General features: G+C 71.0%; 21 protein-coding genes. 16 read left to right on the forward strand and 5 right to left on the reverse strand.

Features of this window, described 5'->3' with window-relative positions; genetic code table 11:
• The 10 genes from map to ACWA15_RS04175 all read left to right on the forward strand — a co-directional run bounded on the left by map (nt 1) and on the right by ACWA15_RS04175 (nt 10,060).
• Nucleotides 1-831 (forward strand): type I methionyl aminopeptidase, encoded by an 831-nt coding sequence (gene map, locus ACWA15_RS04130; protein ID WP_464058176.1) that lies wholly within the window; start codon nt 1-3, stop codon nt 829-831.
• 137 nt (nt 832-968) lie between these two features.
• Nucleotides 969-3,611, forward strand: coding sequence for a helix-turn-helix transcriptional regulator (locus tag ACWA15_RS04135; protein WP_464058177.1), 2,643 nt, complete (start codon nt 969-971; stop codon nt 3,609-3,611).
• 176 nt (nt 3,612-3,787) lie between these two features.
• On the forward strand, nt 3,788-4,009 hold the full coding sequence (gene infA, locus ACWA15_RS04140) for a translation initiation factor IF-1 (RefSeq protein ID WP_024286981.1): 222 nt from the start codon (nt 3,788-3,790) through the stop codon (nt 4,007-4,009).
• A gap of 80 nt (nt 4,010-4,089) precedes the next feature.
• Nucleotides 4,090-4,203, forward strand: a complete 114-nt coding sequence (rpmJ, locus tag ACWA15_RS04145) for a 50S ribosomal protein L36 (protein WP_018682809.1) — start codon at nt 4,090-4,092, stop codon at nt 4,201-4,203.
• Nucleotides 4,204-4,400: 197 nt separating this feature from the next.
• On the forward strand, nt 4,401-4,775 hold the full coding sequence (gene rpsM, locus ACWA15_RS04150; protein ID WP_464058178.1) for a 30S ribosomal protein S13: 375 nt from the start codon (nt 4,401-4,403) through the stop codon (nt 4,773-4,775).
• Nucleotides 4,776-4,871: 96 nt separating this feature from the next.
• A complete protein-coding gene (rpsK, locus tag ACWA15_RS04155; protein WP_066464631.1) occupies nt 4,872-5,279 on the forward strand; it encodes a 30S ribosomal protein S11 in 408 nt (135 codons plus the stop codon).
• A 165-nt stretch (nt 5,280-5,444) separates the two neighbouring features.
• On the forward strand, nt 5,445-6,449 hold the full coding sequence (locus ACWA15_RS04160; RefSeq protein WP_464058179.1) for a DNA-directed RNA polymerase subunit alpha: 1,005 nt from the start codon (nt 5,445-5,447) through the stop codon (nt 6,447-6,449).
• A 56-nt stretch (nt 6,450-6,505) separates the two neighbouring features.
• Complete coding sequence (rplQ, locus tag ACWA15_RS04165; RefSeq protein WP_464058180.1) at nt 6,506-7,063, forward strand: 50S ribosomal protein L17; 558 nt, start codon at nt 6,506-6,508, stop codon at nt 7,061-7,063.
• A gap of 136 nt (nt 7,064-7,199) precedes the next feature.
• A complete protein-coding gene (locus tag ACWA15_RS04170; protein ID WP_464058181.1) occupies nt 7,200-9,221 on the forward strand; it encodes a DUF6541 family protein in 2,022 nt (673 codons plus the stop codon).
• A gap of 44 nt (nt 9,222-9,265) precedes the next feature.
• On the forward strand, nt 9,266-10,060 hold the full coding sequence (locus ACWA15_RS04175; RefSeq protein WP_464058182.1) for an alpha/beta fold hydrolase: 795 nt from the start codon (nt 9,266-9,268) through the stop codon (nt 10,058-10,060).
• Here ACWA15_RS04175 and ACWA15_RS04180 read toward each other — a convergent pair.
• Entirely contained in the window at nt 10,013-10,777 is a 765-nt protein-coding gene (locus tag ACWA15_RS04180) for an ROK family protein (RefSeq protein WP_464058183.1), read from the reverse strand. The two genes, ACWA15_RS04175 and ACWA15_RS04180, sit on opposite strands and share 48 nt — an antisense overlap.
• A gap of 41 nt (nt 10,778-10,818) precedes the next feature.
• Between ACWA15_RS04180 and ACWA15_RS04185 the strand changes: the two genes are divergently transcribed.
• On the forward strand, nt 10,819-11,706 hold the full coding sequence (locus tag ACWA15_RS04185; RefSeq protein WP_464059408.1) for a tRNA pseudouridine synthase A: 888 nt from the start codon (nt 10,819-10,821) through the stop codon (nt 11,704-11,706).
• Between the two features lie 33 nt (nt 11,707-11,739).
• Here ACWA15_RS04185 and ACWA15_RS04190 read toward each other — a convergent pair whose 3' ends face one another.
• Nucleotides 11,740-12,141 (reverse strand): DUF5709 domain-containing protein, encoded by a 402-nt coding sequence (locus ACWA15_RS04190; RefSeq protein ID WP_464058184.1) that lies wholly within the window; start codon nt 12,139-12,141, stop codon nt 11,740-11,742.
• A gap of 101 nt (nt 12,142-12,242) precedes the next feature.
• Here ACWA15_RS04190 and ACWA15_RS04195 point away from each other — a divergent pair, with 101 nt between their 5' ends.
• Entirely contained in the window at nt 12,243-13,943 is a 1,701-nt protein-coding gene (locus ACWA15_RS04195; protein WP_464058185.1) for an ABC-F family ATP-binding cassette domain-containing protein, read from the forward strand.
• Nucleotides 13,944-13,947: 4 nt separating this feature from the next.
• Here the strand turns inward: ACWA15_RS04195 and ACWA15_RS04200 are convergent, their stop codons facing one another.
• The 3 genes from ACWA15_RS04200 to ACWA15_RS04210 all read right to left on the reverse strand — a co-directional run bounded on the left by ACWA15_RS04200 (nt 13,948) and on the right by ACWA15_RS04210 (nt 18,534).
• On the reverse strand, nt 13,948-14,604 hold the full coding sequence (locus tag ACWA15_RS04200) for a histidine phosphatase family protein (RefSeq protein ID WP_464058186.1): 657 nt from the start codon (nt 14,602-14,604) through the stop codon (nt 13,948-13,950).
• 88 nt (nt 14,605-14,692) lie between these two features.
• Entirely contained in the window at nt 14,693-17,008 is a 2,316-nt protein-coding gene (locus tag ACWA15_RS04205) for an alpha-L-arabinofuranosidase C-terminal domain-containing protein (RefSeq protein ID WP_464058187.1), read from the reverse strand.
• Nucleotides 17,005-18,534 (reverse strand): alpha-N-arabinofuranosidase, encoded by a 1,530-nt coding sequence (locus ACWA15_RS04210; RefSeq protein WP_464058188.1) that lies wholly within the window; start codon nt 18,532-18,534, stop codon nt 17,005-17,007. Before ACWA15_RS04210 ends, ACWA15_RS04205 begins: the two co-directional genes overlap by 4 nt.
• A 191-nt stretch (nt 18,535-18,725) precedes the next feature.
• Between ACWA15_RS04210 and ACWA15_RS04215 the strand changes: the two genes are divergently transcribed.
• From ACWA15_RS04215 to rpsI, 4 genes are all read left to right on the forward strand, one after another.
• Nucleotides 18,726-19,766 (forward strand): LacI family DNA-binding transcriptional regulator, encoded by a 1,041-nt coding sequence (locus ACWA15_RS04215; RefSeq protein WP_464059409.1) that lies wholly within the window; start codon nt 18,726-18,728, stop codon nt 19,764-19,766.
• Nucleotides 19,767-19,775: 9 nt separating this feature from the next.
• Nucleotides 19,776-20,666 carry an oxygen-dependent tRNA uridine(34) hydroxylase TrhO gene (gene trhO / locus ACWA15_RS04220; protein ID WP_464058189.1) on the forward strand — a complete coding sequence of 297 codons (891 nt, stop codon included), beginning with the start codon at nt 19,776-19,778 and terminating at the stop codon, nt 20,664-20,666.
• A 300-nt stretch (nt 20,667-20,966) separates the two neighbouring features.
• The gene (gene rplM / locus ACWA15_RS04225) at nt 20,967-21,410 is read left to right on the forward strand and encodes a 50S ribosomal protein L13 (RefSeq protein WP_464058190.1); all 444 of its coding nucleotides are present in this window, start codon (nt 20,967-20,969) and stop codon (nt 21,408-21,410) included.
• A gap of 44 nt (nt 21,411-21,454) precedes the next feature.
• The gene (gene rpsI / locus ACWA15_RS04230; RefSeq protein WP_464058191.1) at nt 21,455-21,943 is read left to right on the forward strand and encodes a 30S ribosomal protein S9; all 489 of its coding nucleotides are present in this window, start codon (nt 21,455-21,457) and stop codon (nt 21,941-21,943) included.
• Nucleotides 21,944-21,979: the final 36 nt, after the last annotated feature.

A 21,979-nucleotide genomic window follows, 5' to 3' on the forward strand; every position in this document is an offset into this window, starting at 1 on the left:
ATGTTCGGACGCGAGCGGATCGAGTACAAGACGGCGGAGCAGGTGCTGCTCATGCGCCGGGCGGGGCTCGTGGTGGCTCAGGCGCTGTCCTCCCTCGAGGAGGCCGCGCGCCCCGGGGTCACGACCGCCGCCCTGGACCGTCTCGCGGCGCAGGTGATCGCCGATGCGGGGGCCGCCCCCTCCTTCCTGGGCTATGAGGGCTTCCCGGCCACCGTCTGCATCTCCGTCAACGACGAGGTGATCCACGGCATCCCGGGAGACCGGGAGCTGGGGGAGGGGGACGTCGTCTCGATCGACTGCGGCGCGATCGTCGACGGCTGGCACGGGGACGCCGCGCTCTCCTTCGTCCTGGCGGGTGGCTCCCCGCAGGACGCCGACCTGGTCCGGGCGACCGAGGACGCCCTCTGGGCCGGGATCGCGGCGCTGGCGACCGGTTCCCGGGTCTCGGCCGTCGCGGAGGCCGTCGAGGAGTCCATCGCGGCGTCAGGAGCCGCCCACGGGACGCAGTACGGGATCGTTGAAGACTATGTGGGTCACGGCATCGGATCCCAGATGCACCAGCCACCCGACGTGCTGAACTACCGCACCCGTGAGCGGGGTGCGCGGCTGCGACCGGGCATGTGCCTGGCCGTCGAGCCGATGATCACCCGCGGGGAGCAGATCACCCAGGTGTGCGAGGACGACTGGACGGTCGTGACGAGCGACGGGTCACGCGCTGCGCACTGGGAGCACACCGTGGCGATCAGCGAGTCCGGCATCTGGGTGCTCACCGCGTCGGACGGCGGAGCGGCTCGGTTGGCGGCGCTGGGTGTCCCGATTGCGCCGGCCTAGCTGGCAGGTACTTGACAAGCAGCCAGTTTTCACCCTACGGAACTACTCAATCTCGCGTAACGTACCAATTCTTGGGATCGTTCGCCCGTGAGGCGCGATCGACGGGGGACGTACAGACGTTGGGCGGGGCTGACGCGATGGCACAGGATTCGACCGGTGAGGGGCTGGTGACGCTCCAGCGCACGCGTGCGTCCCGCTGGCCGCGTACCTCGTCCGTCTTCGTGGTCAAGGCCGATCTGATCGCCCAGCTCGACCAGCGCGAGCCGCTGACGATCGTGCGGGGGCCGCGGGGCTACGGGACCTCGAGCCTGGTGAGTCACTGGGTGCGCACCCTCCCCGAGACGGTGAGCGTGGTGTGGGTCGCCGGTCGCGCCGCCCACGACGACGACGGGAGCCCGGGGCCGCCCTTGTGGGAGCTCGTCGGTGAGGCCATGGTGGCCGCAGGCCTTCTGGATCCTCCCGCGCACGGGCCCGCAGGACGCGCCGACGTCCTCCGCGTCCTCGGCGCCTCCCAACAGGAGATCTGCCTCGTGATCGACGACTTCGACCGGGTCGGCGACCCGCGCGCCGAGTCGGACCTCTTCGGTCTCCTCCGACGGTCCCCGGGGCTCTCGATCGTGCTCTGCATGCGGGAGGTGGGGAGCGTGGAGACGGTGCTGGCGGCGACCATCGACTCGGTCGTGATCCGCCCGGTGGACCTGCTGCTGGACGTCGGGGAGACCCGTGAGCTCGCCGGGCGGCTCGGTGTTCCCCTGTCCGAGGACGACGCGCGCGCACTCCACATGGAGACCGCCGGATGGCCGGCGCTGGTCCGGGCGATCCTCACCAACGGCACAGGGCCCCACCCCGGTCGCAGCGGGATGGCCATCGATCTGCAGGCCGGTGGACCCTTCCTGCAGTCGGTCTGGTCGGAGCTGACCGACTGGCGCGTGAAGCGCCTCATCGTGCGGACAGCGTTCCTCGACGAGTTCACCGCCGCGTCCGCCCAGTACTGCTCTGGGCTGCGCGACGTCGGCGCCGCGCTCCAGGTTCTCCTCGGGTCCGGCATGCTCTTGGGGGAGCGGACCCAGGACTCGGTCGTCTACCGCTACGCCCCGGCGGTCCGCCAGGCCTGCCTGCAGGCTCTGCAGCGCCATGACCCTCGCCAGTTCCGCGTCGCCTCACGCCGTGCCGCGCAGACCCGGACAGCCGCCGGCAGCAGCGCCGCGGCGCTGACACTCCTGACCCGCGCAGCCCTGTGGGAGGACGTCGCTCAGCTCGTCGACGCGTACTGGGTCGATCTCGTCGCGGAGTCACCCGACGAGATCGCGGCGGCGGTCGCGGCCATGCCCAACGACGTCCTGCAGCGGCACGCGCGTCTGGTGATCGCTCGTGACCACCTGCTGCCGCGTCATCACCCGGCGCGGGAGGTCGCCGAGCCCGCACCCGGCAACATGCTGGACACCGCGGCCGTGGGGCCCGGCAGCGGAGGTCGTGCGGAGCTCTTCGCGCTGCCCGGGGTCGCCGAGGCGATGGAGCAGAGCCTGGCCCAGATCGCGATCCTGAGGATGACCGGCGACTCCGTGGCGGCCCGGGAGGCCGCGGAGCGCGAGCACCACGGCCACGCCCACGACGCCGTGCTCGTCCAGGTCGACGACATGCGCAACGAGGTCCGCGACGAGCTGGCGCCGGTCCTGCACGAATGGGCGGTCACCCGGCTCCTGGCCGCGGACATGCCCGGAGCCCTGACCGCCTTTCGGGAGGCCGCCGAGCTGGCAGGCGAGCACCACCACCCGGCGATCGTCCGCGAGGCGTCCGTGGGTGCGGCGCTGGCCTGCGCCATGCTCGGCTACCTCGAACCTGCTGAGGCCTGGCTCGCCGCGGCAGACCAGGCCCCGGTGGGCTTTGACCAGGACCCGACCGCCGACAAGATCGTCGCCACCGTGCGCGGGATCGTCGCGCTCGAGCGGATCGACGTCGGGTCGATGGCCGGCGCGGCCGGATTCGACGTGCCGGAGGAGACCGGGGAGTTCTGGGCGCTCGCCGCGATGATCAGGGCGCAGGTGGCGCTGTTCGACGGCTCCCACTTCCGGATGCTGGGGGAGATCGAGGCCGTCCGCGTCGAGGGGAGGGTGGAGGGGGTGCGCGAGGCGCTGCTCGTCGCAGCGCTGGTCGACCTCAACCTCGCGATCGGGCACTTCTCCCGGGCCCGCGCGGCGGTCGCTGGGCTGCCCCAGAACTACGTCATCACCGGGCTCGCCCGGGCCCGCACGGAGTACTTCTCCGGAGAGTTCGCCCGTGCCGTCGACGTCGCCACCAGGTGGCTCAGGACACGGATCTACTCCCCGGCCCACCGCCTGGACCTCCTGCTCATCCTGGCCGGTGCCGAGCACGCCCGGGGGAGGCGCTACGAGGCGGCGGTCGCGCTCGAGGAGGCCGTCGCGATCTCGTTGGCGACCGGCCTGCTCCGGGCCTTCCTCAAGGTCCCGCGGGCGACGCTGCGGGACCTGTCGACCGAGGTCCCGCGGATCACAGGGATCCTCGACCGGGAGAGTCTCGTCAGGACGGCCGAGCTCTTCCCTGCGCCGACTGCCAGCGCCCAGCTGAGCGAGCGTGAACGGGAGGTGCTCGAGAGCCTCGCTGCGAACTCCTCGCTGGCCGGGGTGGCGCGGTCGCTCTACCTCTCCTCGAACACCGTCAAGACCCATCTGCGGAGCATCTACCGGAAGCTGGGCACGCACTCGAGCGTGGAGACGGTCGAGCGGGCCTGGGAGCTGGGTCTCATCTCCCGCCCGGAGTGAGGGCGCCGCGGCGCTGGGTTTCTCTTCGCTCCTGGATGCCGTAAGATGCTTCGTTGGGTGTCTAGTGCTCACGCACTGTCACCACCCATCCACGGAAAGCTCAGATCTGCAGGCTCCGGCCGAGGCAGTTCTGAGTGCCCGTGGGCAGTCGTTCGTCACGAGAGTTAGCGGAGGATATGGCGAAGAAGGACGGTGTCATCGAGATCGAGGGCAGCGTGGTCGAGGCACTGCCGAACGCGATGTTTCGCGTGGAGCTGGCCAACGGTCACCGGGTGCTCGCTCACATCTCGGGCAAGATGCGTCAGCACTACATCCGAATCCTCCCAGAGGACCGGGTGGTTGTTGAGCTGAGCCCGTACGACTTGTCCCGTGGCCGGATTGTCTACCGCTACAAGTAACCACCACTCGATCAACGCTGCCTAGCGCGCTCCGGACAGAACCGTCCGGGGTCCCGTCATGCGGCGGCGGAGGAACCACGATGAAGGTCAACCCCAGCGTCAAGAAGATCTGCGACAAGTGCAAGGTGATTCGCCGGCACGGTCGCGTCATGGTCATCTGCGAGAACCTGCGTCACAAGCAGCGCCAGGGCTGAACTGCCCCAGCGCTCTGCGCAGCTCGACCAGCATGATCAGTGCCCGCTGAGACCACGGTCTCGGTGAGCACGACCAGCGCACCATCACCACGGTGACGAAAGTCGGCGTGTGAACCCTCGGCTCGGAGGCCGGGGCTCGCAGACAGCGAGAGATGATGCGGCAGACCTCCGAAGGCACTACAGGAGCCGGACGCCACATGGCACGTCTTATCGGTGTCGACCTCCCCCGCGACAAGCGGCTTGAGGTTGCACTCACCTACATCTACGGCGTTGGCCGTACCCGCGCCCAGAAGACTCTGGACGCCACCGGGATCAGCCCGGACGTTCGCGTGAAGGACCTCGGTGACACCGAGCTCGTCGCGCTGCGTGACTACCTCGAGGGCAACTACAAGCTCGAGGGTGACCTTCGCCGTGAGGTTGCTGCTGACATCCGCCGCAAGGTTGAGATCGGCTGCTACGAGGGTCTGCGCCACCGCAAGGGCCTCCCCGTCCGCGGACAGCGCACCAAGACCAACGCTCGCACCCGCAAGGGCCCGAAGCGCACAGTGGCCGGCAAGAAGAAGGCCCGCTAGCAGCAGTAGTTCGCCGGGAACCCTCCCCAGCGCCCACGGCGCGACAGAGCGGGCATCCCGCGATCCGAAGACCTCACACCAGGAGAAAAACAGCACATGCCTCCCAAGACTCGCGGCGCGCAAGGCGCACGCAAGCCTCGCCGCAAAGACAAGAAGAACATTGCCGTCGGCCAGGCGCACATCAAGAGCACGTTCAACAACACCATCGTCTCGATCACGGATCCGTCCGGCGCCGTGATCTCCTGGGCCTCCTCCGGCCAGGTCGGCTTCAAGGGTTCGCGCAAGTCGACCCCGTTCGCGGCGCAGCTCGCCGCTGAGGCCGCCGCTCGCCGCGCCCAGGAGCACGGCATGAAGAAGGTCGACGTCTTCGTCAAGGGCCCCGGCTCCGGCCGCGAGACCGCGATCCGCTCCCTCCAGGCCGCTGGCCTCGAGGTCGGTTCGATCCAGGACGTCACCCCTCAGGCGCACAACGGCTGCCGCCAGCCCAAGCGCCGCCGCGTCTGACATCCACGCAACGCCTGCTCGACCGGGTACTGCCCACCCCGCGCCCGCGCGGGGTGGGCACGGCCCCGCTCAGCGGGTGTGCTGCTGCAGGTCCCGGCACGAGGGTTCATCGTGCCGGTCATACGATGCGTCATATAGCGGACGCACGCTGAAAGGACATCACCAGTGCTCATCGCACAGCGCCCCACTCTGACCGAAGAGGTCATCTCGGAGAGCCGCTCACGCTTCTCCATCGAGCCCCTCGAGCCCGGCTTCGGCTACACGCTCGGCAACTCGATGCGTCGCACCCTGCTCTCCTCGATCCCCGGCGCCGCAGTCACGTCCATCCGCATCGACGGTGTGCTCCACGAGTTCACCACCGTGCCGGGTGTCAAGGAAGACGTCACGGAGATCATCCTCAACGTCAAGAACCTCGTCGTCTCCTCGGAGAACGACGAGCCCGTCGTGATGTACCTGCGCAAGCAGGGTTCCGGAGTGGTCACGGCCGCGGACATCGTTCCCCCGGCCGGCGTCGAGGTGCACAACCCTGACCTGCACATCGCCACCCTGAACGACAAGGGCAAGCTGGAGATCGAGCTCACTGTCGAGCGTGGACGTGGCTACGTCTCCGCCCAGCAGAACAAGTCGTTCGATGCTGAGATCGGTCGCGTTCCGGTCGACTCGATCTACTCTCCGGTCCTCAAGGTGACCTACAAGGTCGAGGCGACCCGAGTCGAGCAGCGCACCGACTTCGACAAGCTCATCGTCGACGTCGAGACCAAGCAGGCCATCAGCCCGCGTGACGCCCTCGCATCAGCGGGCAAGACGCTGGTTGAGCTGTTCGGTCTGGCTCGTGAGCTCAACGTCGAGGCTGAGGGTATCGAGATCGGCCCGTCGCCGACCGATGCCGCACTGGCTGCTGACCTCGCTCTGCCGATCGAGGACCTGCAGCTGACGATCCGTTCGTACAACTGCCTCAAGCGTGAGGGCATCCACGCCGTGGGCGAGCTCGTCGCACGCAGCGAGGCGGATCTGCTCGACATCCGCAACTTCGGTGCGAAGTCGATCAACGAGGTCAAGGACAAGCTCGCTGAGCTCGGTCTGTCCCTCAAGGACTCGCCTCTGGACTTCGATCCCTCGACCGCCGACTACTACGACGGCGAAGAGTCGGAAGACGAGCAGTACACCTGACTTCAGGGTTGACCGGCACGCCGGACAGCTCGACCAATCATTGAAGGAGCAAGAACATGCCTACCCCCACCAAGGGTGCACGGCTCGGTGGTAGCCCGGCGCACGAGAGCCTCATCCTCAAGAACCTCGCGACGAGCCTCTTCGAGCACGGACGCATCACGACCACCCAGACTCGGGCCAAGCGCCTGCAGCCCGTGGCCGAGCGCCTGATCTCCAAGGCCAAGCGCGGAGACCTGCACAACATCCGTCAGATCGCCAAGACGGTGCACAACAAGACGCCTCGCCGTCCCGACGAGCCGGGTGACGCAAACACCATCCTGCACCGTCTGATCACGGAGATCGCACCTGCCATGGCTGACCGCCAGGGTGGCTACACGCGCATCACCAAGGTCGGCAACCGCAAGGGCGACAACGCCCCCATGGCTGTCATCGAGCTCGTGCTCGAGCCGGTCAGCCCCAAGCAGGCTGTCGTGCGCGAGGCCGAGAAGGCCGCGAAGAAGAGCGCGCCGAAGAAGGCCGCTGCTGTCGAGGCGCCCGTCGAGGCACCCGCCGACGAGGCCGCGACCGAGGCCGCGACCGAGGTCGCAGCCGAGGAGTCCGCCACGAAGGACTGACGAGCAGTCGGCCCAGGCCGACGCCCGCACCACGAGGGCCCGGACCGTTCACTCGGTCCGGGCCCTCGTGCATCCCGAGCTCCACATGCACTACCGTCATCCCTGATCAGGTGGCAGACGACGAAGGCAGATCCAGGTGACGTGGACCGAGCAGGCGCCAGCCTTCGTGGGCGCCTTCGTCTGCGTGGTGGCGCTCTACGTGCTCCCCGGGGCTGGGCTGCTCTGGCTCGCCCGGGTCCGCGGGCTGCTGGCCTGGGCGTTGGGCCCCGCCCTGTCCGCGCTGCTCTACGCCGGCGCGGCGGTCGCGCTCGACCAGGTGGGGCTGCCCTGGGGTGTACCGGCGCTGCTGCTGGCCGCCGTGCCAGCCGTGCTGGTCGCCGCGCTGCTGGGCCGGTGGAGGCGCCACGATCCAGTGCTGGCGACCGCGCCGCTGCCCTCCGTGGTGGTGCGCGCCGCCTGGGGCGCGGGTGTGCTCGCCGGGGTGCTGCTCCTCGTCGGGGTCCTCGCCGGGATGCCCGACCTCGACGCCCCGCTCCAGGTGCGCGACGCCGTCGTGCACCTCAACGGTCTCGAGATGGTGCGCCAGGAGCGGAGCGCCTCGATGTTCGGGGCCCTGGACCTGGTGGTCAGCAGCGCCGGGTCGGGGGCCTTCTACCCGACCCTGTGGCACGCAGCGCTCGCCCTCGTGCCCTTCGGGTCCCCCGGGGTGGTCTCGACCGCCGCGATGCTCGCCGTCGGGTCCGTGCTGTGGCCGCTGTCCGTGGTCGCCTTCACCCGTGCGGTGCTCCCCGCCCAGCCGTGGGCCGTCGTCGCGGCCGCGGCGCTCAGCACGTCCTTCTCCTTCTTCCCCTACTCCCAGCTCGTGCTCTCGGCGCAGTGGCCGAACGGCCTGGGGACAGCCATGATCCCGGCGGTCCTCGCCGCGACCGTGCTGTGGGCGCGCAGCTGGCACGACGGCGCTCTCACGCGGGCGGTGCGCCGGCGCCGCGCACTCAGCGGAGCCGCCGTGCTCGCGGGCGTGGTGGCCGGGATGACGCTGGTCCACCCCAACACGGTGTTCTCCTATCTCGTGTTCGCCGGCCCGTTCCTGCTGGCCGTCGCCTGGCGGGCGTGGCGGGCTCGCCCGCGGTCTGCCCGGACGGTGGGCGCGGTCGTCGCCGCGGCCGCCACCGGCACCGCGCTGGTCGTCGTGGCGGCCCGGGTCAGCGGTCTCGACCAGGTCCTGCGCGACGTCATGAGCTACCAGCAGATCCTGCCCGAGCGGTCCTACCCCTTCACGGCCTCCCGCCTGCTCGCGGACACGACCCTGACCTCGATCCCGGGCAACGTGGTGCTCTCCGTGCTCGTGCTGACCGGTGTGGTGGTCCTGGTCCGGGGGAGACGGCTGCGCTGGGTGGTGTGCGCCTGGGCCCTGACGATCCTGCTCGCGGTGCTGGCCGGCGGGCCCGAGAACGGGCTGCGCGGGCTCACCGGGGTCTGGTACAAGCACGTGTTCCGGCTCGAGGCGCTCTACCCGGTGACCGCGGTGCTGCTCGCAGTGGTCGGGGCCTCGTGGTGGGCGAACCGGCTGCACGCGCGCTGGTCGGTGCGAGCGGTCGACCGGGCGCCGCGCGGGGCGGGCCGGCTCGTGAGCACACCGGGCCGGGCGGGCGCCACCGTCGTCGCCGCGGCCCTGGCCTCGACCGTCCTCCTCGGGGTCCCCGCCATGGCCGCCCGGTCGGCCGGGGTGTACGACCCCGACGAGCTGGGCGCGCGGCTGCTCGTCTCGGCCGACGACCGGACGCTGCTCGACCGCATGCCCGACCTCCTGCCCGCCGACGCAGTCGTCCTCGGGGACCCCAACGCCGGGTCGGTGCTGGCCTTCTCCTACGGGTCCCGCACACCGGTGTACTACCGGATCGGCGCGGACTGGCTCAGCCCCGACCAGCTTCTCCTCGCCCTGCACTTCGACGACATCGCCGCCGACCCGGCGATCTGCGAGGCGCTGGGGCGGCTCGGTGTGGAGTACTTCTACCTCAGCTCCGACCGCGGCGACCGGACGTGGCCGACGAGCAACCTCGCCACCCGTCCGCTGCGCGAGGTGGACACCTCCTCCGGCTTTGAGCTCCTCGCGACCGAAGGGGCAGCCCGGCTCTACCGGATCACCGGATGCGGGTGACGCCGGCGGTTGCCCCGCGTCCCCAGATCGGAGACGATCCGCACATGGGTATCTCCGCTGCGACCGTCGACGACCAGCCCCCGGTGCTCCCGGTCCTGCTCGTGCACGGCATCCGGACGTCGTCGACCATGTGGAGGGCGCAGGTCGAGGCGTTGACCGCGGACGGGGTGACGACGCTCGCCGTGGACCTGCCGGGCCACGGGACGCGACTGGGTGAACCGTTCACCGTCGCGGCCGCACGCGAGGTGATCGCGGACGGCATCGACCGCCTGGGAGGCAGGGTGCTCCTGGTCGGGCTGTCCCTCGGGGGGCTCTTGGCCGTCGACTACGCGGCCCGTCACCCGGACCAGGTCGGCGGGCTCGTCGCTGCCGCGTGCAGCACCAGCCCACAGGTGCGGCTGCGGGCCGGGTGGGCCGAGATGGCACGCTGGATCGAGCGGACCCCCGGCTCGGGGGCCCAGCTCAACTCCCTCGTCGTGCGGACCTTCCTCTCGCCCCAGGCCGCGCTCGACATCGGTGCGGGAGGCTTCGCGCTGTCGGTCATGTCGCAGGCGCTCCGCGAGGTCGCCGAGCTCGACCCGGAGGTGGACCTCGCCGCACTGGGCTGCCCGGTGTGGGTGGTCAACGGCCGGTTCGACCACTTCCGGACCCAGGAGGCGCGCATGCTGCGAGCCGCCCGCAGCAGCGGGCAGCCGGTCCACCACGTCGTCGTCCCGCACGCACGGCACCTGGTGAGCCTCGACGCCCCGGTCGCCTTCACCCGGATCATCCTCGAGGCACTCGACGAGGTCTCAGGTCAGCAGGTCCCAGGCCCTCGACCCGCCGACCAGCGCGGCTGAGTTCGTCACGACGACGACGTCGTCGCCGAGCTGGTCCAGGACCGGCTGGGTGAGCCGGCGGGAGTTGCCGCCCCCGAGGTAGAGCCGGTCCCACCAGAAGACCGGGCGCAGCCCGGCGACCATCCGCGCGACCCGGCGCGACCACAGGCCGTCGCCGAGGCGCCGCCGCTCGATCTCCCCGATGTACTCGTCGTAGGTGGTCCCGCGGCGCACGGGGGCGCGCGAGAGCTCCAGGTGGGGTGCGATGACTCCGCCGTCGAAGTGCGCCGACCCGAGACCGGTGCCCAGGGTGAGCACGAGCTCGAGGCCGGTCCCGGCGATCACCCCGGCGCCGTGCAGCTCGGCGTCGTTGAGCACGAGGGTCGGCATCGCGAGCCGCTCGGTGAGGGCGGCGCAGATGTCGAACCCGGTCCACTGCGCGTGCAGGTCGGGGTCGACCCGGGACCGGGGACCGGACCGGGTGATGTAGTGCGGGGTATGGATGACCACGCCGTGCCTGATCATCCCCGGCATGCCGACGCTGAGCCGGTGCGCGCGGGGGAGGTCGGCGGCCAGCGCGGCGATCGTCTCGACCAGCAGCGACGGGGGGAGCGGGTACGGGGTGGGGACACGGGAGGGGGGAGCGTGCGCGGTCCCGGCAGAGTCGAGGACAGCCGCCTTGATCCCGCCGCCTCCGCAGTCCACCGACAGCGTGAGGATCCCAGGTGAGTGCGGCATGGGTTCACAGTAGTGGCACGCGGAGGTGGCGGTAGGCGATGATGTACGGCGTGATCCGCATCCGGCTCGACTTCTCCTACCGTGGCACCGATTTCGCCGGGTGGGCCACCCAGCCCGGCCTGCGGACCGTGGAGGGCACCCTCGACGCCGCGCTGACCATGGTCCTGCGGGTGCCCGCACCCCGGGTCACCGTCGCCGGGCGCACGGACGCCGGAGTCCACTCCCGCGGGCAGGTGGCCCACCTCGACCTCGCCCCGGCGGTGTGGGACCGGGTCGCCGGACGACCGGGGGAGGCCCGCCGCACACCGGCGCAGGCCCTGCTGTCCCGGCTCAACGGCGTGCTGCCCGGCGACCTGCGGGTGCACGCGGTGCGCGAGGCTCCGCCCGGCTTCGAGGCGCGGTTCGGGGCCTTGCTGCGCCGCTACACCTTCCGGATCGCCGACGCCCCCGAGCTGCACGACCCGCTGACCCGTGACTGGGTGATGTGGACCAAGCGCGGCCTCGACGTGGAGGCCATGCACGCCGCCCTCCAGCCGCTCCTGGGCGTGCGGGACTTCGCCGCCTTCTGCCGCCCCCGTCCGGGCGCCACGACGATCCGGCACCTGCAGGAGTTCACCTGGGAACGCCCCGCGCACGGCCCCGACGCCGGACTGGTCGTCGGGCGGATCCAGGCCGACGCGTTCTGCCACAACATGGTGCGGGCGCTCGTGGGGGCCTCCCTCGCGGTGGGGGAGGGGCGCCAGGAGGTCGACTGGCCCGCCCAGGTCCTCGCCGCCGGGGAGCGCGACCCGCGGGCTGGCGTCGTGGCCGCCCACGGGCTGGTGCTCGAGGAGGTGCTCTACCCCCCGGACGCCGAGCTGGCGGTGCGCGCCGAGCAGAACCGGGCGCGTCGGATGGACGAGCATCTCTGGGTGCCGGGCGAGCCGTAGGGCGCGTGGGGGCAGGAGAGGGTCAGGGGCGCGTCAGGGCTCCTCGATGACGTGCACGGCCGCCTCCTCGGCGCTCGCAGCCCCACCGGCCACACCCGTCTCGAGGGCGTAGGTGTCGTTCTCCCGCCCGTCCAGGGCGTCGGCGTCGGCCACCAGCCGGCCCGCGCGGTCGGGCTCCCGGCCGCCGATGTCGGGGCGGTCCCAGACATCAGGCTCCTCCTCGGCGAGGCGCTGCTCGAGCGACTCCCCGGTGCTCTCTTCCAGCGCGGTCTCACCGAAGTGGTTGGTGCGGTCGCGCTCGGGAGGGGAGTAGCCCTCGTCGAGCAGGTCCTCGACGCCGCGGTCGAGGAGGGTGTCCTCCTTGGACAGCTGGTCGGAGTCGCCCTCGGAGCCGAGCTCGGGGTCCGGGCGGGTCTGCGGTGTGTCGTTGCTCATCCCCCCACACTCGCACCGGGCCAGGCGGAATGCATGTCGGGCTGGTGTCTGGGGAGGAAAAGGGTTCGTCCCTCGCGGCCCGCAGGCCGCACACTTGGTCCGTGGGCCATATCGACATCAACGACATCAGCTACTTCCTCCCCGACGGGCGGCCGCTGCTCTCCGGGGTGAACCTCCGGGTCGGCGACGGCGCCAAGGTCGCCCTGGTCGGCCCCAACGGGGCCGGCAAGACGACGCTCATGCGGATCGTCGCCGACGACCTCACCCCGCACGGCGGCCGGGTGACCCGCAGCGGCGGGCTCGGGATCATGCGCCAGTTCGTCGGCCGGATCGACGACGACCGCACCATCCGGGACCTGCTCACCGACCTCGCCCCGTCCGCGGTGCGGGAGGCCGGGACCGAGCTGGCCGCCGCCGAACTGGCGATGATGACGGCCGAGGACGAGCCCACGCAGATGCGCTACGCGCAGGCGATCGCGGACTGGGCCGACGCCCGCGGCTACGAGGCCGAGAACGACTGGGACCACGTCACCGACGAGGTCCTGTCCCTGCCCTTCGAGCGGGCCCAGTGGCGCGAGGTGCGCACCCTCTCCGGCGGGGAGCAGAAGCGCCTGGTCCTGACCTCGCTGCTGCGCGGCCCGGACGAGGTGCTGCTCCTCGACGAGCCGGACAACTACCTCGACGTGCCCACCAAGCGCTGGTTGGAGAGCCAGCTCGCCGCGACCGCCAAGACCGTCCTGTTCATCAGCCACGACCGGGAGCTGCTGTCACGGACCGCGACCCAGGTCGCCTCGCTCGAGCCGAACCCGTCCGGCGGGTCGATCTGGGTCCACGGTGGCGGCTTCGCCACCTACGGCGCCGCCCGGGACGACCGGATGAACCGGCTGGAGGAGATGCGCCGACGCTGGGACGAGGAGCACGCCAAGCTCAAGGACCTGGTGAACGCGCTCAAGAACAAGTCGGCCTTCAACGACGGGCTGGCCAGCCGGTACCAGGCCGCCCAGAGCCGGCTGCGTCGCTTCGAGGACGCCGGCCCGCCCGAGGTCGTCGTCCGCGAGCAGAACGTCCGGGTCCGTCTGACCGGTGGGCGCACCGCCAAGCGCGCCGTCGTCGCCGAGGCCCTCGAGCTGACCGGCCTCATGGAGCCCTTCGACGCCGAGATCTGGTTCGGTGACCGGGTCGCGGTGCTGGGCTCGAACGGGTCGGGCAAGTCGCACTTCATGCGGCTGCTCGCCGCGGGCGGGTCCAACCCGGACCCGGCCGACGCCGACCACGCCCCCGTCTCGGGCGGTGTCCCGGTGCACGGCGGGCCGGTCGCGCACACCGGGTCGGTCGCCCTCGGCTCACGGGTGCGCCCGGGCTGGTTCGCGCAGAACCACGCCCACCCCGAGTTCGACGGCACGACGCTGCTGGACATCCTGCACCGCGGGGAGGGCGCGCGGGACGGGATGAGCCGGGAGCCCGCGAGCAAGGCCCTGGACCGTTACGAGCTCGCCGGGCAGGCCGAGCAGCGCTTCGAGACGCTCTCCGGCGGGCAGCAAGCCCGTTTCCAGATCCTGCTGCTCGAGCTCGGGGGCGCGACCCTGCTGCTGCTCGACGAACCGACCGACAACCTCGACCTGCACTCGGCCGAGGCGCTCGAGGCCGGGTTGGCGCAGTTCGAGGGCACGGTCGTGGCCGTCACCCATGACCGGTGGTTCGCGCGCGGCTTCGACCGGTTCCTCGTCTTCGGCAGCGACGGCCGGGTGCAGCTGACCGACGAGCCGGTGTGGGACGTGGAGCGGGTCCGGCGCGAGCGCTGAGGCCTCAGGCGGGGACGGGGGCCGGGCGTGCGGCCACCGACCCGTGCCCGGCCACGTCCACCCCGGCGGCCACGATCCGCGCCGCGCCACCGCGGACCTGGACCGTCGAGACGGAGGCGTTCGGCAGGGCGACCAGCCCGGCAGGGTCGATGAGGGCGAGGTAGGCCCCGAGGGTGAGCCCGTGCCCGACGACGAGCACGTGGTGGCCCTCGTGGGCGGCCAGGATCCGGTCGAAGACGGACCGGACCCGGCCCATGAAGTGGGCCCCGGACTCCCCGCCGGGCAGCCCGGGATGTGTCCCGCCGAGCACCGCGGCGATGAGCTGGGGCCAGGGCTGCACGGCGTCGAGCTCGTGCTCGGGGCGGCGTTCGTAGCTGCCGAAGGTGAACTCGCGCAGGTCGGCGTCGGGGCGCACGGCGAGGTGGGGGTGGTGGCGCAGGAGTTCCTGCGCCGTGGTGACCGCGCGGCCCTGGGGTGAGGTGTAGGCGGCGTGGAAGGTTGCGGTAGACAGGTGCTGAGCGGTCACCCGCACGCCGGCGTGACCGGCGGGGGTGAGCGGGGAGTCGCAGCTGCCCTGCAGCATGCGGAGCGCGTTGAGGTGGGTCTGCCCGTGGCGGACCAGGGTGAGGGTCGTCGTCGATGCGACCTGTGCGGTGTCCATGAGACCCACGCTAGGCAACAGGACCCCGTCTCGGGTGACGCCGGCATGGCGCCCGGGTGAACTCTCACCGGGGCGCCACGCGCCCCTGTCAGCGCAGCACGGCCACGGCGAAGGACCACGGCGGCAGGACGACGTCGATGCCACCGTTCCCGGACACCGCGCTGACGACCGGGGTCACCGGCGAGGCCTCGAAGGCCTCGCCCTCGTCCGGTCCCGCCCCGGCGAGCAGTGTCAGGGTCCCGCTCGCCGCACCGACCTCGGCGGGCAGGGTGATCCGGGTGACCCGCCCGGTGGCGGTGGCGTTGACGACCCGGACCACGTGCTCGGTCGTCGCGGCCCCGGAGACGGCGTCCGTGACCTGGCGGGAGGCCGCTCCTGCCACGACGCGGTGCTCGGGACGCAGGTCCTGGACGTAGTCGTGGCGCAGCTCGTCGTCGACCCAGACCTGGGCCCGCGGCCCGTCGAGCACGATCCGGACCTCGACCGGCTCACCGGTCACCACGCCGGACCACCCGGTGGGTCCGTGGACGTCGTTGCTGATCCCGTCGTCCCACCGGAGCACCACGGTGGCCTTGTTCTGCCACCCGCCCAGGACCGCCTCGAGGGAGCTCCCCGAGCCGGCGGGCGGGCCGAGCTCGACGACGAACCCCTCGGTCCCGCCCGTGCGCAGCGCCGTGAACGACAGCTCCGCCGCCGACGGGCAGATCTCCCCGACGGTCACCGCGTCGCCCTCGACCGAGGTACCCGTCCCGGGCAGGGCGACACCGTCCAGCACGACCTGGGTGAAGGTCACCGCGGCGCCGGGGGAGCGCAGGCGGACCGATCCCGTCTCGGGCAGCGTGACGGGCACGGGGTCCGCGCCGGTGACGGCGACGTGGCGCACGTCCACCCCGCGGTGGGCCCCGAAGGCCTGCTGGACGTAGTACGACGCGCTCGGCAGCACCCGCTCGGCGTCGAAGTAGATGAGGTCGGGTGTCCACTGGGTGTGCCCCACGCGCGCGAGCAGCGGCGCGTAGGACGCGAGCCGCACGACGTCGGCGTTGCGTTCCATCGAGATCATGAACGCGGCCTCGGCGAGCGCCGACCGCACCCGGTTGGTGCGCGCGGCGTACTCCCCGAAGTACACCCCGGACTCCTCCCGGGCGTAGTCGTCGTAGCGCCCGAGGTTCTGGTGGAACCAGCGCGGGGTGCGGTAGGCGTGCTCGTCGACCATCGCGATGCCGCGCTCGCGGGCGAAGTCCCAGCCCTGCTCGAAGTCCTCGCCGAAGGGCTGCGGACCGACCGTCCCGATGATGACGATCTCGGGGTGGGCGGCAGCCACCGCGTCCGAGATCGCCGCGTAGCGCGTGCGGAAGTCGTCGGTGATCTCGTCCTCGTTGCCCAGGCCGAGGTACCGCAGGCCGAACGGCTCCGGATGGCCCAGCTCGATCCGACGGGCGCCCCAGGTGGTCTCGGGGCCCCCGTTGGCGAACTCGACGAGGTCGCACACATCGGCGATGTAGGCGGGCAGGTCCGCCTCGGGGATCGCCGCGGCCCGCCCCCGCAGGTTCTGGCAGCAGACGCCCGCAGCCACGACGGGCAGCGGCGTGGCGCCCGTCGCCTCGCACAGCTCGAAGTACTCCAGGTACCCGATCTGGCGCGACTGGTGGTAGCCCCACAGGTTGAAGGTCTGCTCGCGGGTGTGCCGCGGGCCGATGCTCGGCTTCCAGTGATACATGTTCCCCAGGCCCAGCCCGTGCGCGACGCACCCGCCGGGGAAACGGATGAAGGAGGGGTGCAGGTCCTGCAGGGCCGCGAGCAGGTCGGGGCGGAAGGTGAGCGCCGCGCCGTCCGGCCCGACCGGCCGCAGGGACACGACGTCGACCTCGAGGGTGAGGCCGTCCGGCACCTCCAGGACCAGCGCGCCGCGCCCGGCGGTGTGCGCCACGAGGTCGACCTCGTTCCACGCCCAGCCCCCGGAGACCGGGCGCACGACGGCGGAGGCGAGCACCGCGTCGGCGCCTCGCACCTCGCAGCGCACGTCGCTGCAGCCGCTCACGACCCACGACGCGAAGGTCAGCCGCAGGCGGTCGCCCACGGCGACACCGACGCCGTCGAAGCCCTCGTTGGTCAGGGTGAGGGGCCCGGTGAGCCGGACGTAGGTGCCGTTGTTGGGGTGGACCGGGTCCTCGGTGCGGATCTCGACGGAGCCCGCGCCCGCGCTGCGCCAGCCGGTGAGCGGGCCCCAGCCGTCGTGGTCGGCGGGGGAGAACTCGAAGTCGCCGTTGCGGACGAGCTCGGCGTTCAGCCCGCCGTCGAGGGCGTCGTTGAGGTCCTCGATGAACAGTCCCCACAGGTCGGGGGAGATCTGGACCCCGGTCGGGTCGCCGACCTCGATGAGCAGCGGTGCGCTCGCGGAGGTCACGGGGCCAGCTCGAGGGAGACGGTGACGTAGGAGTGGGCCGGCAGGTCCACCTCGAGGCCGAGGGCGTGCGTGCGCACACCCGCGTGCGGGACCGGTGCGACGGCGTCGGGCGCCTCGGGGGTGTTGTGCGCCTGGAGGTTGCTCGCGCCGAGCAGGCGCGCCGAGAACCCGCTCACCGCGCGCCCGCGCAGGTCCAGCACGACCGTGCGGGAGGCCTCCGCGTCCAGGTTGGACAAGGAGATCAGGGCGGTGTCGCCCTTGATGGACGCCGAGGTGGAGAGCAGGTCGAGCTCGGTCCCCTCCACCTCGCGGGTGGGCTGGTCGCCCTTGAGGTGCACGGTGAGCTGGCGGGCGTCGTGGTGCCCGGTGTTCATCTCGAAGACGTGGTACGTCGGGGTGAGGACGAGGGCGCCGGAGTCCGGGTCGGTGAGGATCATGGCTTGCAGCACGTTGACGGTCTGAGCGATGTTCGCCATCGCCACGCGGTCGGCGAAGGCGTGGAAGACGTCGAAGTGCACGGTCGCCACGAGCGCGTCGCGCAGGGTGTTCTGCTGGTACAGGAACCCGGGGTTGGTGCCCTCCTCGACGTTCCACCAGGTGCCCCACTCGTCGACGATCAGGCCGACGGTGCGCTCCGGGTCGTAGCAGTCCATGATCGCGGCGTGCCCGCGCACGAGCTCCTCGATGCGGCGTGCCCGCTTCATCGTCAGGTAGTACTCGTCCTGGGTGAAGGAGGTGGCGTCGCCCTTGTCCTCCCACGGACCGGTGTGGGTGTAGTAGTGCAGGGAGAGGCCCTGGAAGAAGTTGTTGGGCGACCGCGTGCAGCCCAGGCAGGAGAGCGCCTTCATGAGGGTCTCGGTCCAGGTGTAGTCGTCGACGTTCGCTCCGGCGGCGATCTTGTAGACCTGGTTGTCGCCGTGGTTGCGGACGTAGGTGCCGTACTGGCGCGCGAGGCTCGCGTAGTGCTGGGCGTCCATGTTCCCCCCGCACCCCCAGGCCTCGTTGCCGATCCCGAAGAACGGCACCGACCACGGCTCGTCCTGCCCGTGCTCGCGGCGCAGGCTCGCCATCGGGGAGTCGTCGCCGCGGGTGAGGTACTCGACCCACTCGCTCATCTCCCGCACCGTCCCGGAGCCGACGTTGCCGTTGACGTAGGGCTGGGCGCCGAGCAGCTCGCACAGCTTCATGAACTCGTGCGTGCCGAAGGAGTTGTCCTCCACGACGTCGCCCCAGTGGGAGTTGACCATGCGCGGGCGGTCGTCCCGGGGGCCGACGCCGTCGCGCCAGTGGTAGTCGTCGGCGAAGCACCCGCCGGGCCAGCGCAGGTTCGGGATGCTCAGCGCCCGGAGCGCCTCGACCACGTCGAGGCGGATCCCGGCCTCGTTCGGGATGTCGGAGTCCTCACCCACCCAGAACCCGCCATAGATGCAGCGGCCCAGGTGCTCGGCGAAGTGGCCGTAGATGTGGCGCGAGATGGTGGCGCCGGGGACGTCGAGGTTGATGACGGCGGTCGTGGTGGCAGACATGGGGATGCTCCAGAGGGTGTGTGCGGGATGGGTCGGCTGCACTGCCGACTGCTGCTCGTCGTCGAGGAGGTATATCGATACACTCAGGTGGTGATGACGACTCTGGCATCTCCCACCGAGGACGTCAACCTCGCGTGAGCAGTGCGTGAGCAGGGCGCGACCAGCGCGTGAGAGGAACGACCGTGACCACCATGAGCGACGTGGCTCGCCTGGCCGGCGTCTCGGTGATGACGGTGTCCAACGTCGTCAACGGACGGCCCCGGGTGAGCGCCGAGACACGGCTGCGGGTCCTCGACGTCATCGCGGACCTCGGCTACGAGGTCAACCTCAACGCGCGACGCCTGCGCGCCGGCCGCACCGACACCATCGCTCTCATCGTGCCCGGCTTCGACCACGTGTACTTCGGCGACCTTGCCGCGCGCCTGGCGCGCTCGCTCGAGGCGAGCGGGCGCCACCTCGTCGTCGAGCAGGGAGGGGCGAGCCGCGAGGGCGAGCTCGCCGCCCTCTCGCTCGCCCGGCTGAGGATGTACGACGGCGTGCTGCTCAGCGTGATCGGGCTCGACAGCGCCGACGTCGACCGCCTGCGGGCCGCGACCCCGATCGTCCTGCTGGGCGAACGCACGCTCCCCGCGCGCTTCGACCACGTGGCCATGGGCAACGTCGAGGGTGCGCGCCTGGCCACCGCCCACCTGCTCTCCACCGGATCGCGATCCGTCGCCATCGTCGGCGGATCGCGCTCGGCGGTGTCGGATCGCGATCGGGTGGAGAGCGGCATGTCCCAGATGCGTACCTCCGGTTGGCGCGCGGCCCACCACGAGCTGGGCCGCGAGGGGGACCCGCGCCTGATCGTCGAGCTCGCCCAGCAGACGGGCGCGCAGGCGCGGCGCGCGATCGGTGAGCTCGTGGCCTCCGGGCTGCCCTTCGACGGGGTGTTCGCGGTGACCGACTCCGCCGCGATGGGGGTGCTGGCAGGTCTCGCGGCAGCCGGGCTGGACGTCCCCGGAGACGTCCAGGTGATCGGCTTCGACAACGTCAGCCTCGCGGAGGTCATGGTGCCGGCCCTGTCCACGATCGACCCTGGCCACGACGCCATGGTGAGCGAGGCGCTGCGCCTCCTCGACCGCAGGATCGCCGCGGGCCCGGAGCCGGTGGTCCCCGAGCACGTCGTGGGACCTGTGCGTCTCGTGCTGCGGGAGTCCACCCGGCAGCGACCCCTCGGCGATGACACCTAGGCTTGGGGCATGGCTGTCCACAAGATCGTCCTCTTCTACGCCTTCACCCCGCTCGCCGACCCGCTCGCGGTCAAGCTCTGGCAGAGGGCCCTCGCGCAGCAGTGGGACCTCACCGGTCGGGTGATCATCTCCGAGCACGGGATCAACGCCACCCTCGGAGGCACGGTGGAGAACCTCAAGCGCTACGTCCGCACGACCCGTCAGTACCCCGGGTTCGCGGACATGGACGTCAAGTGGTCGGCGGGGACCGGCACGGACTTCCCGCGGCTGAGCGTGCGGGTGCGCCCCGAGCTCGTGAGCTTCGGCGCCCCCCAGGAGCTCACGGTCGATGCCGGTGGCGTCGTGGGGGGAGGGGTGCACCTCAGCCCCCAGGAGGTCGACGACCTCGTGGCCGCCCGGGGGGAGGAGGTCGTGTTCTTCGACGGACGCAACGCCTTCGAGGCGGAGATCGGCCGGTTCAAGGGTGCGATCGTCCCCGACGTGCGCACCACGCACGACTTCGTGGCCGAGCTCGACTCGGGGAAGTACGACGACCTCAAAGGACGCCCGGTGGTGACGTACTGCACGGGCGGGGTGCGCTGCGAGGTGCTCTCCTCGCTCATGACGGCCCGGGGCTTCGGTGAGGTCTACCAGCTCGACGGCGGCATCGTCCGGTACGGGGAGACCTTCGGCTCCCAGAGTCTGTGGGAAGGCTCCCTCTACGTCTTCGACCAGCGGATGCACCTCGAGTTCGACGACCAGACCCGCTCCCTCGGGCGGTGCGTCCTCTGCCGGGCCACCACGTCGAACTACGAGAACTGCGCGTCGGCGTCGTGCACGACGCTGCAGGTGGTGTGCGCGGACTGCGTCCCTGCGGCGACCGCGCAGGTGTGCCCCGCGTGCACTCCCGTCGCCGTCTGAGACGGGCGCGGCTGTGCCACCGCCGACGCTCGGGTAGTATGTGGAATCGACTTGTCATTTCTGCTCTTGCTTCTAAGAACGGTGGCCTGTTCCTCACCAGCTCCTGGCGGGGTTCACCACTGTGACGCATCCGGTTTTGACCGGCTGCCCCTAGAGCGGATATCGTGACTAGTCGTTGTGCTTCCATACGTGACCGGTGCGCCCACTCGCGAGGTCTACCACCGAAGCGCTCACCGACCTCGCCGGCCGCAGAATCCTGCGTCGGAGAAGACACACGAACATGAAACGAAGGCTACGACCGTGCGCACGTACACCCCGAAGCCCGGCGATGTCCAGAGTGACTGGTACGTCATCGACGCGACCGATGTCGTCCTGGGCCGCCTCGCTACCCACGTTGCTACCTTGCTCCGAGGCAAGCACAAAGCCACCTTCGCTCCGCACGCCGACGGCGGTGACTTCGTCATCGTCATCAACGCCGGCAAGGTTGCCCTGACCGGCAAGAAGCGCGAGCAGAAGCTTGCATACACCCACTCCGGTTACCCGGGTGGTCTGCGTGCAGTTGTGTACTCCGATCTTCTGGAGAAGCACCCCGAGCGCGCAGTGGAGAAGGCCGTCCGCGGCATGCTCCCCAAGACCACCCTCGGCCGCAACCAGCTGGGCAAGCTCAAGGTCTACCGCGACGCTGAGCACCCCCACGCTGCACAGCAGCCGAAGCCCTTCGAGATCACCCAGGTCGCCCAGTAGGCCCCGCCTGCTGAGCCGACATACAAGGACACGAGGACACCGCTGTGGCTGAAACCACCGTTGACACCGACACGCTGGACGAAGAAGCTCCCAGCACCTACACCTCTGAGACTGCAGCCCCCGCGGGCCGTGGCCAGAGCAACACCGCGCCGGCCCAGGCTCTGGGACGTCGCAAGGAGGCGATCGCCCGCGTGCGCATCGTCCCCGGCACCGGACAGTGGAAGATCAACGGGCGCACGCTCGAGGGTTACTTCCCGAACAAGGTCCACCAGCAGCTCGTGAACTCACCGTTCAAGCTCGTCGACGTCGAGGGACGTTTCGACGTCGTCGCACGCATCAACGGTGGTGGCACCTCCGGCCAGGCCGGCGCGCTGCGTCTCGGCATCTCCCGTGCACTCAACGAGGTCGATGAAGAGAACAACCGCCCCGCGCTGAAGAAGGCCGGCTTCCTCACTCGCGACGCCCGCGTCGTCGAGCGCAAGAAGGCCGGACTCAAGAAGGCCCGTAAGGCACCTCAGTACTCCAAGCGCTGATCCTGCGCTCTCGCGGCGGCCCCGATGGTTCTCCAT

The sequence above is a fragment of the Sanguibacter sp. TS_SC_8 genome (assembly GCF_055361235.1).

What these genes read in the sequence shown, in the direction of transcription:
- ACWA15_RS04175 (WP_464058182.1), top strand. Translation starts at nt 9,266, where the DNA reads ATGGGTATCTCCGCTGCGACCGTCGACGACCAGCCCCCGGTGCTCCCG.
- rpmJ (WP_018682809.1), top strand. Translation starts at nt 4,090, where the DNA reads ATGAAGGTCAACCCCAGCGTCAAGAAGATCTGCGACAAGTGCAAGGTG.
- rpsM (WP_464058178.1), top strand. Translation starts at nt 4,401, where the DNA reads ATGGCACGTCTTATCGGTGTCGACCTCCCCCGCGACAAGCGGCTTGAG.
- ACWA15_RS04210 (WP_464058188.1), bottom strand. Translation starts at nt 18,534, where the DNA reads ATGTCTGCCACCACGACCGCCGTCATCAACCTCGACGTCCCCGGCGCC.
- ACWA15_RS04185 (WP_464059408.1), top strand. Translation starts at nt 10,819, where the DNA reads ATGTACGGCGTGATCCGCATCCGGCTCGACTTCTCCTACCGTGGCACC.
- ACWA15_RS04200 (WP_464058186.1), bottom strand. Translation starts at nt 14,604, where the DNA reads ATGGACACCGCACAGGTCGCATCGACGACGACCCTCACCCTGGTCCGC.
- rpsK (WP_066464631.1), top strand. Translation starts at nt 4,872, where the DNA reads ATGCCTCCCAAGACTCGCGGCGCGCAAGGCGCACGCAAGCCTCGCCGC.
- ACWA15_RS04190 (WP_464058184.1), bottom strand. Translation starts at nt 12,141, where the DNA reads ATGAGCAACGACACACCGCAGACCCGCCCGGACCCCGAGCTCGGCTCC.
- infA (WP_024286981.1), top strand. Translation starts at nt 3,788, where the DNA reads ATGGCGAAGAAGGACGGTGTCATCGAGATCGAGGGCAGCGTGGTCGAG.
- trhO (WP_464058189.1), top strand. Translation starts at nt 19,776, where the DNA reads ATGGCTGTCCACAAGATCGTCCTCTTCTACGCCTTCACCCCGCTCGCC.
- map (WP_464058176.1), top strand. Translation starts at nt 1, where the DNA reads ATGTTCGGACGCGAGCGGATCGAGTACAAGACGGCGGAGCAGGTGCTG.
- ACWA15_RS04180 (WP_464058183.1), bottom strand. Translation starts at nt 10,777, where the DNA reads ATGCCGCACTCACCTGGGATCCTCACGCTGTCGGTGGACTGCGGAGGC.
- ACWA15_RS04215 (WP_464059409.1), top strand. Translation starts at nt 18,726, where the DNA reads ATGAGCGACGTGGCTCGCCTGGCCGGCGTCTCGGTGATGACGGTGTCC.
- ACWA15_RS04135 (WP_464058177.1), top strand. Translation starts at nt 969, where the DNA reads ATGGCACAGGATTCGACCGGTGAGGGGCTGGTGACGCTCCAGCGCACG.
- rplQ (WP_464058180.1), top strand. Translation starts at nt 6,506, where the DNA reads ATGCCTACCCCCACCAAGGGTGCACGGCTCGGTGGTAGCCCGGCGCAC.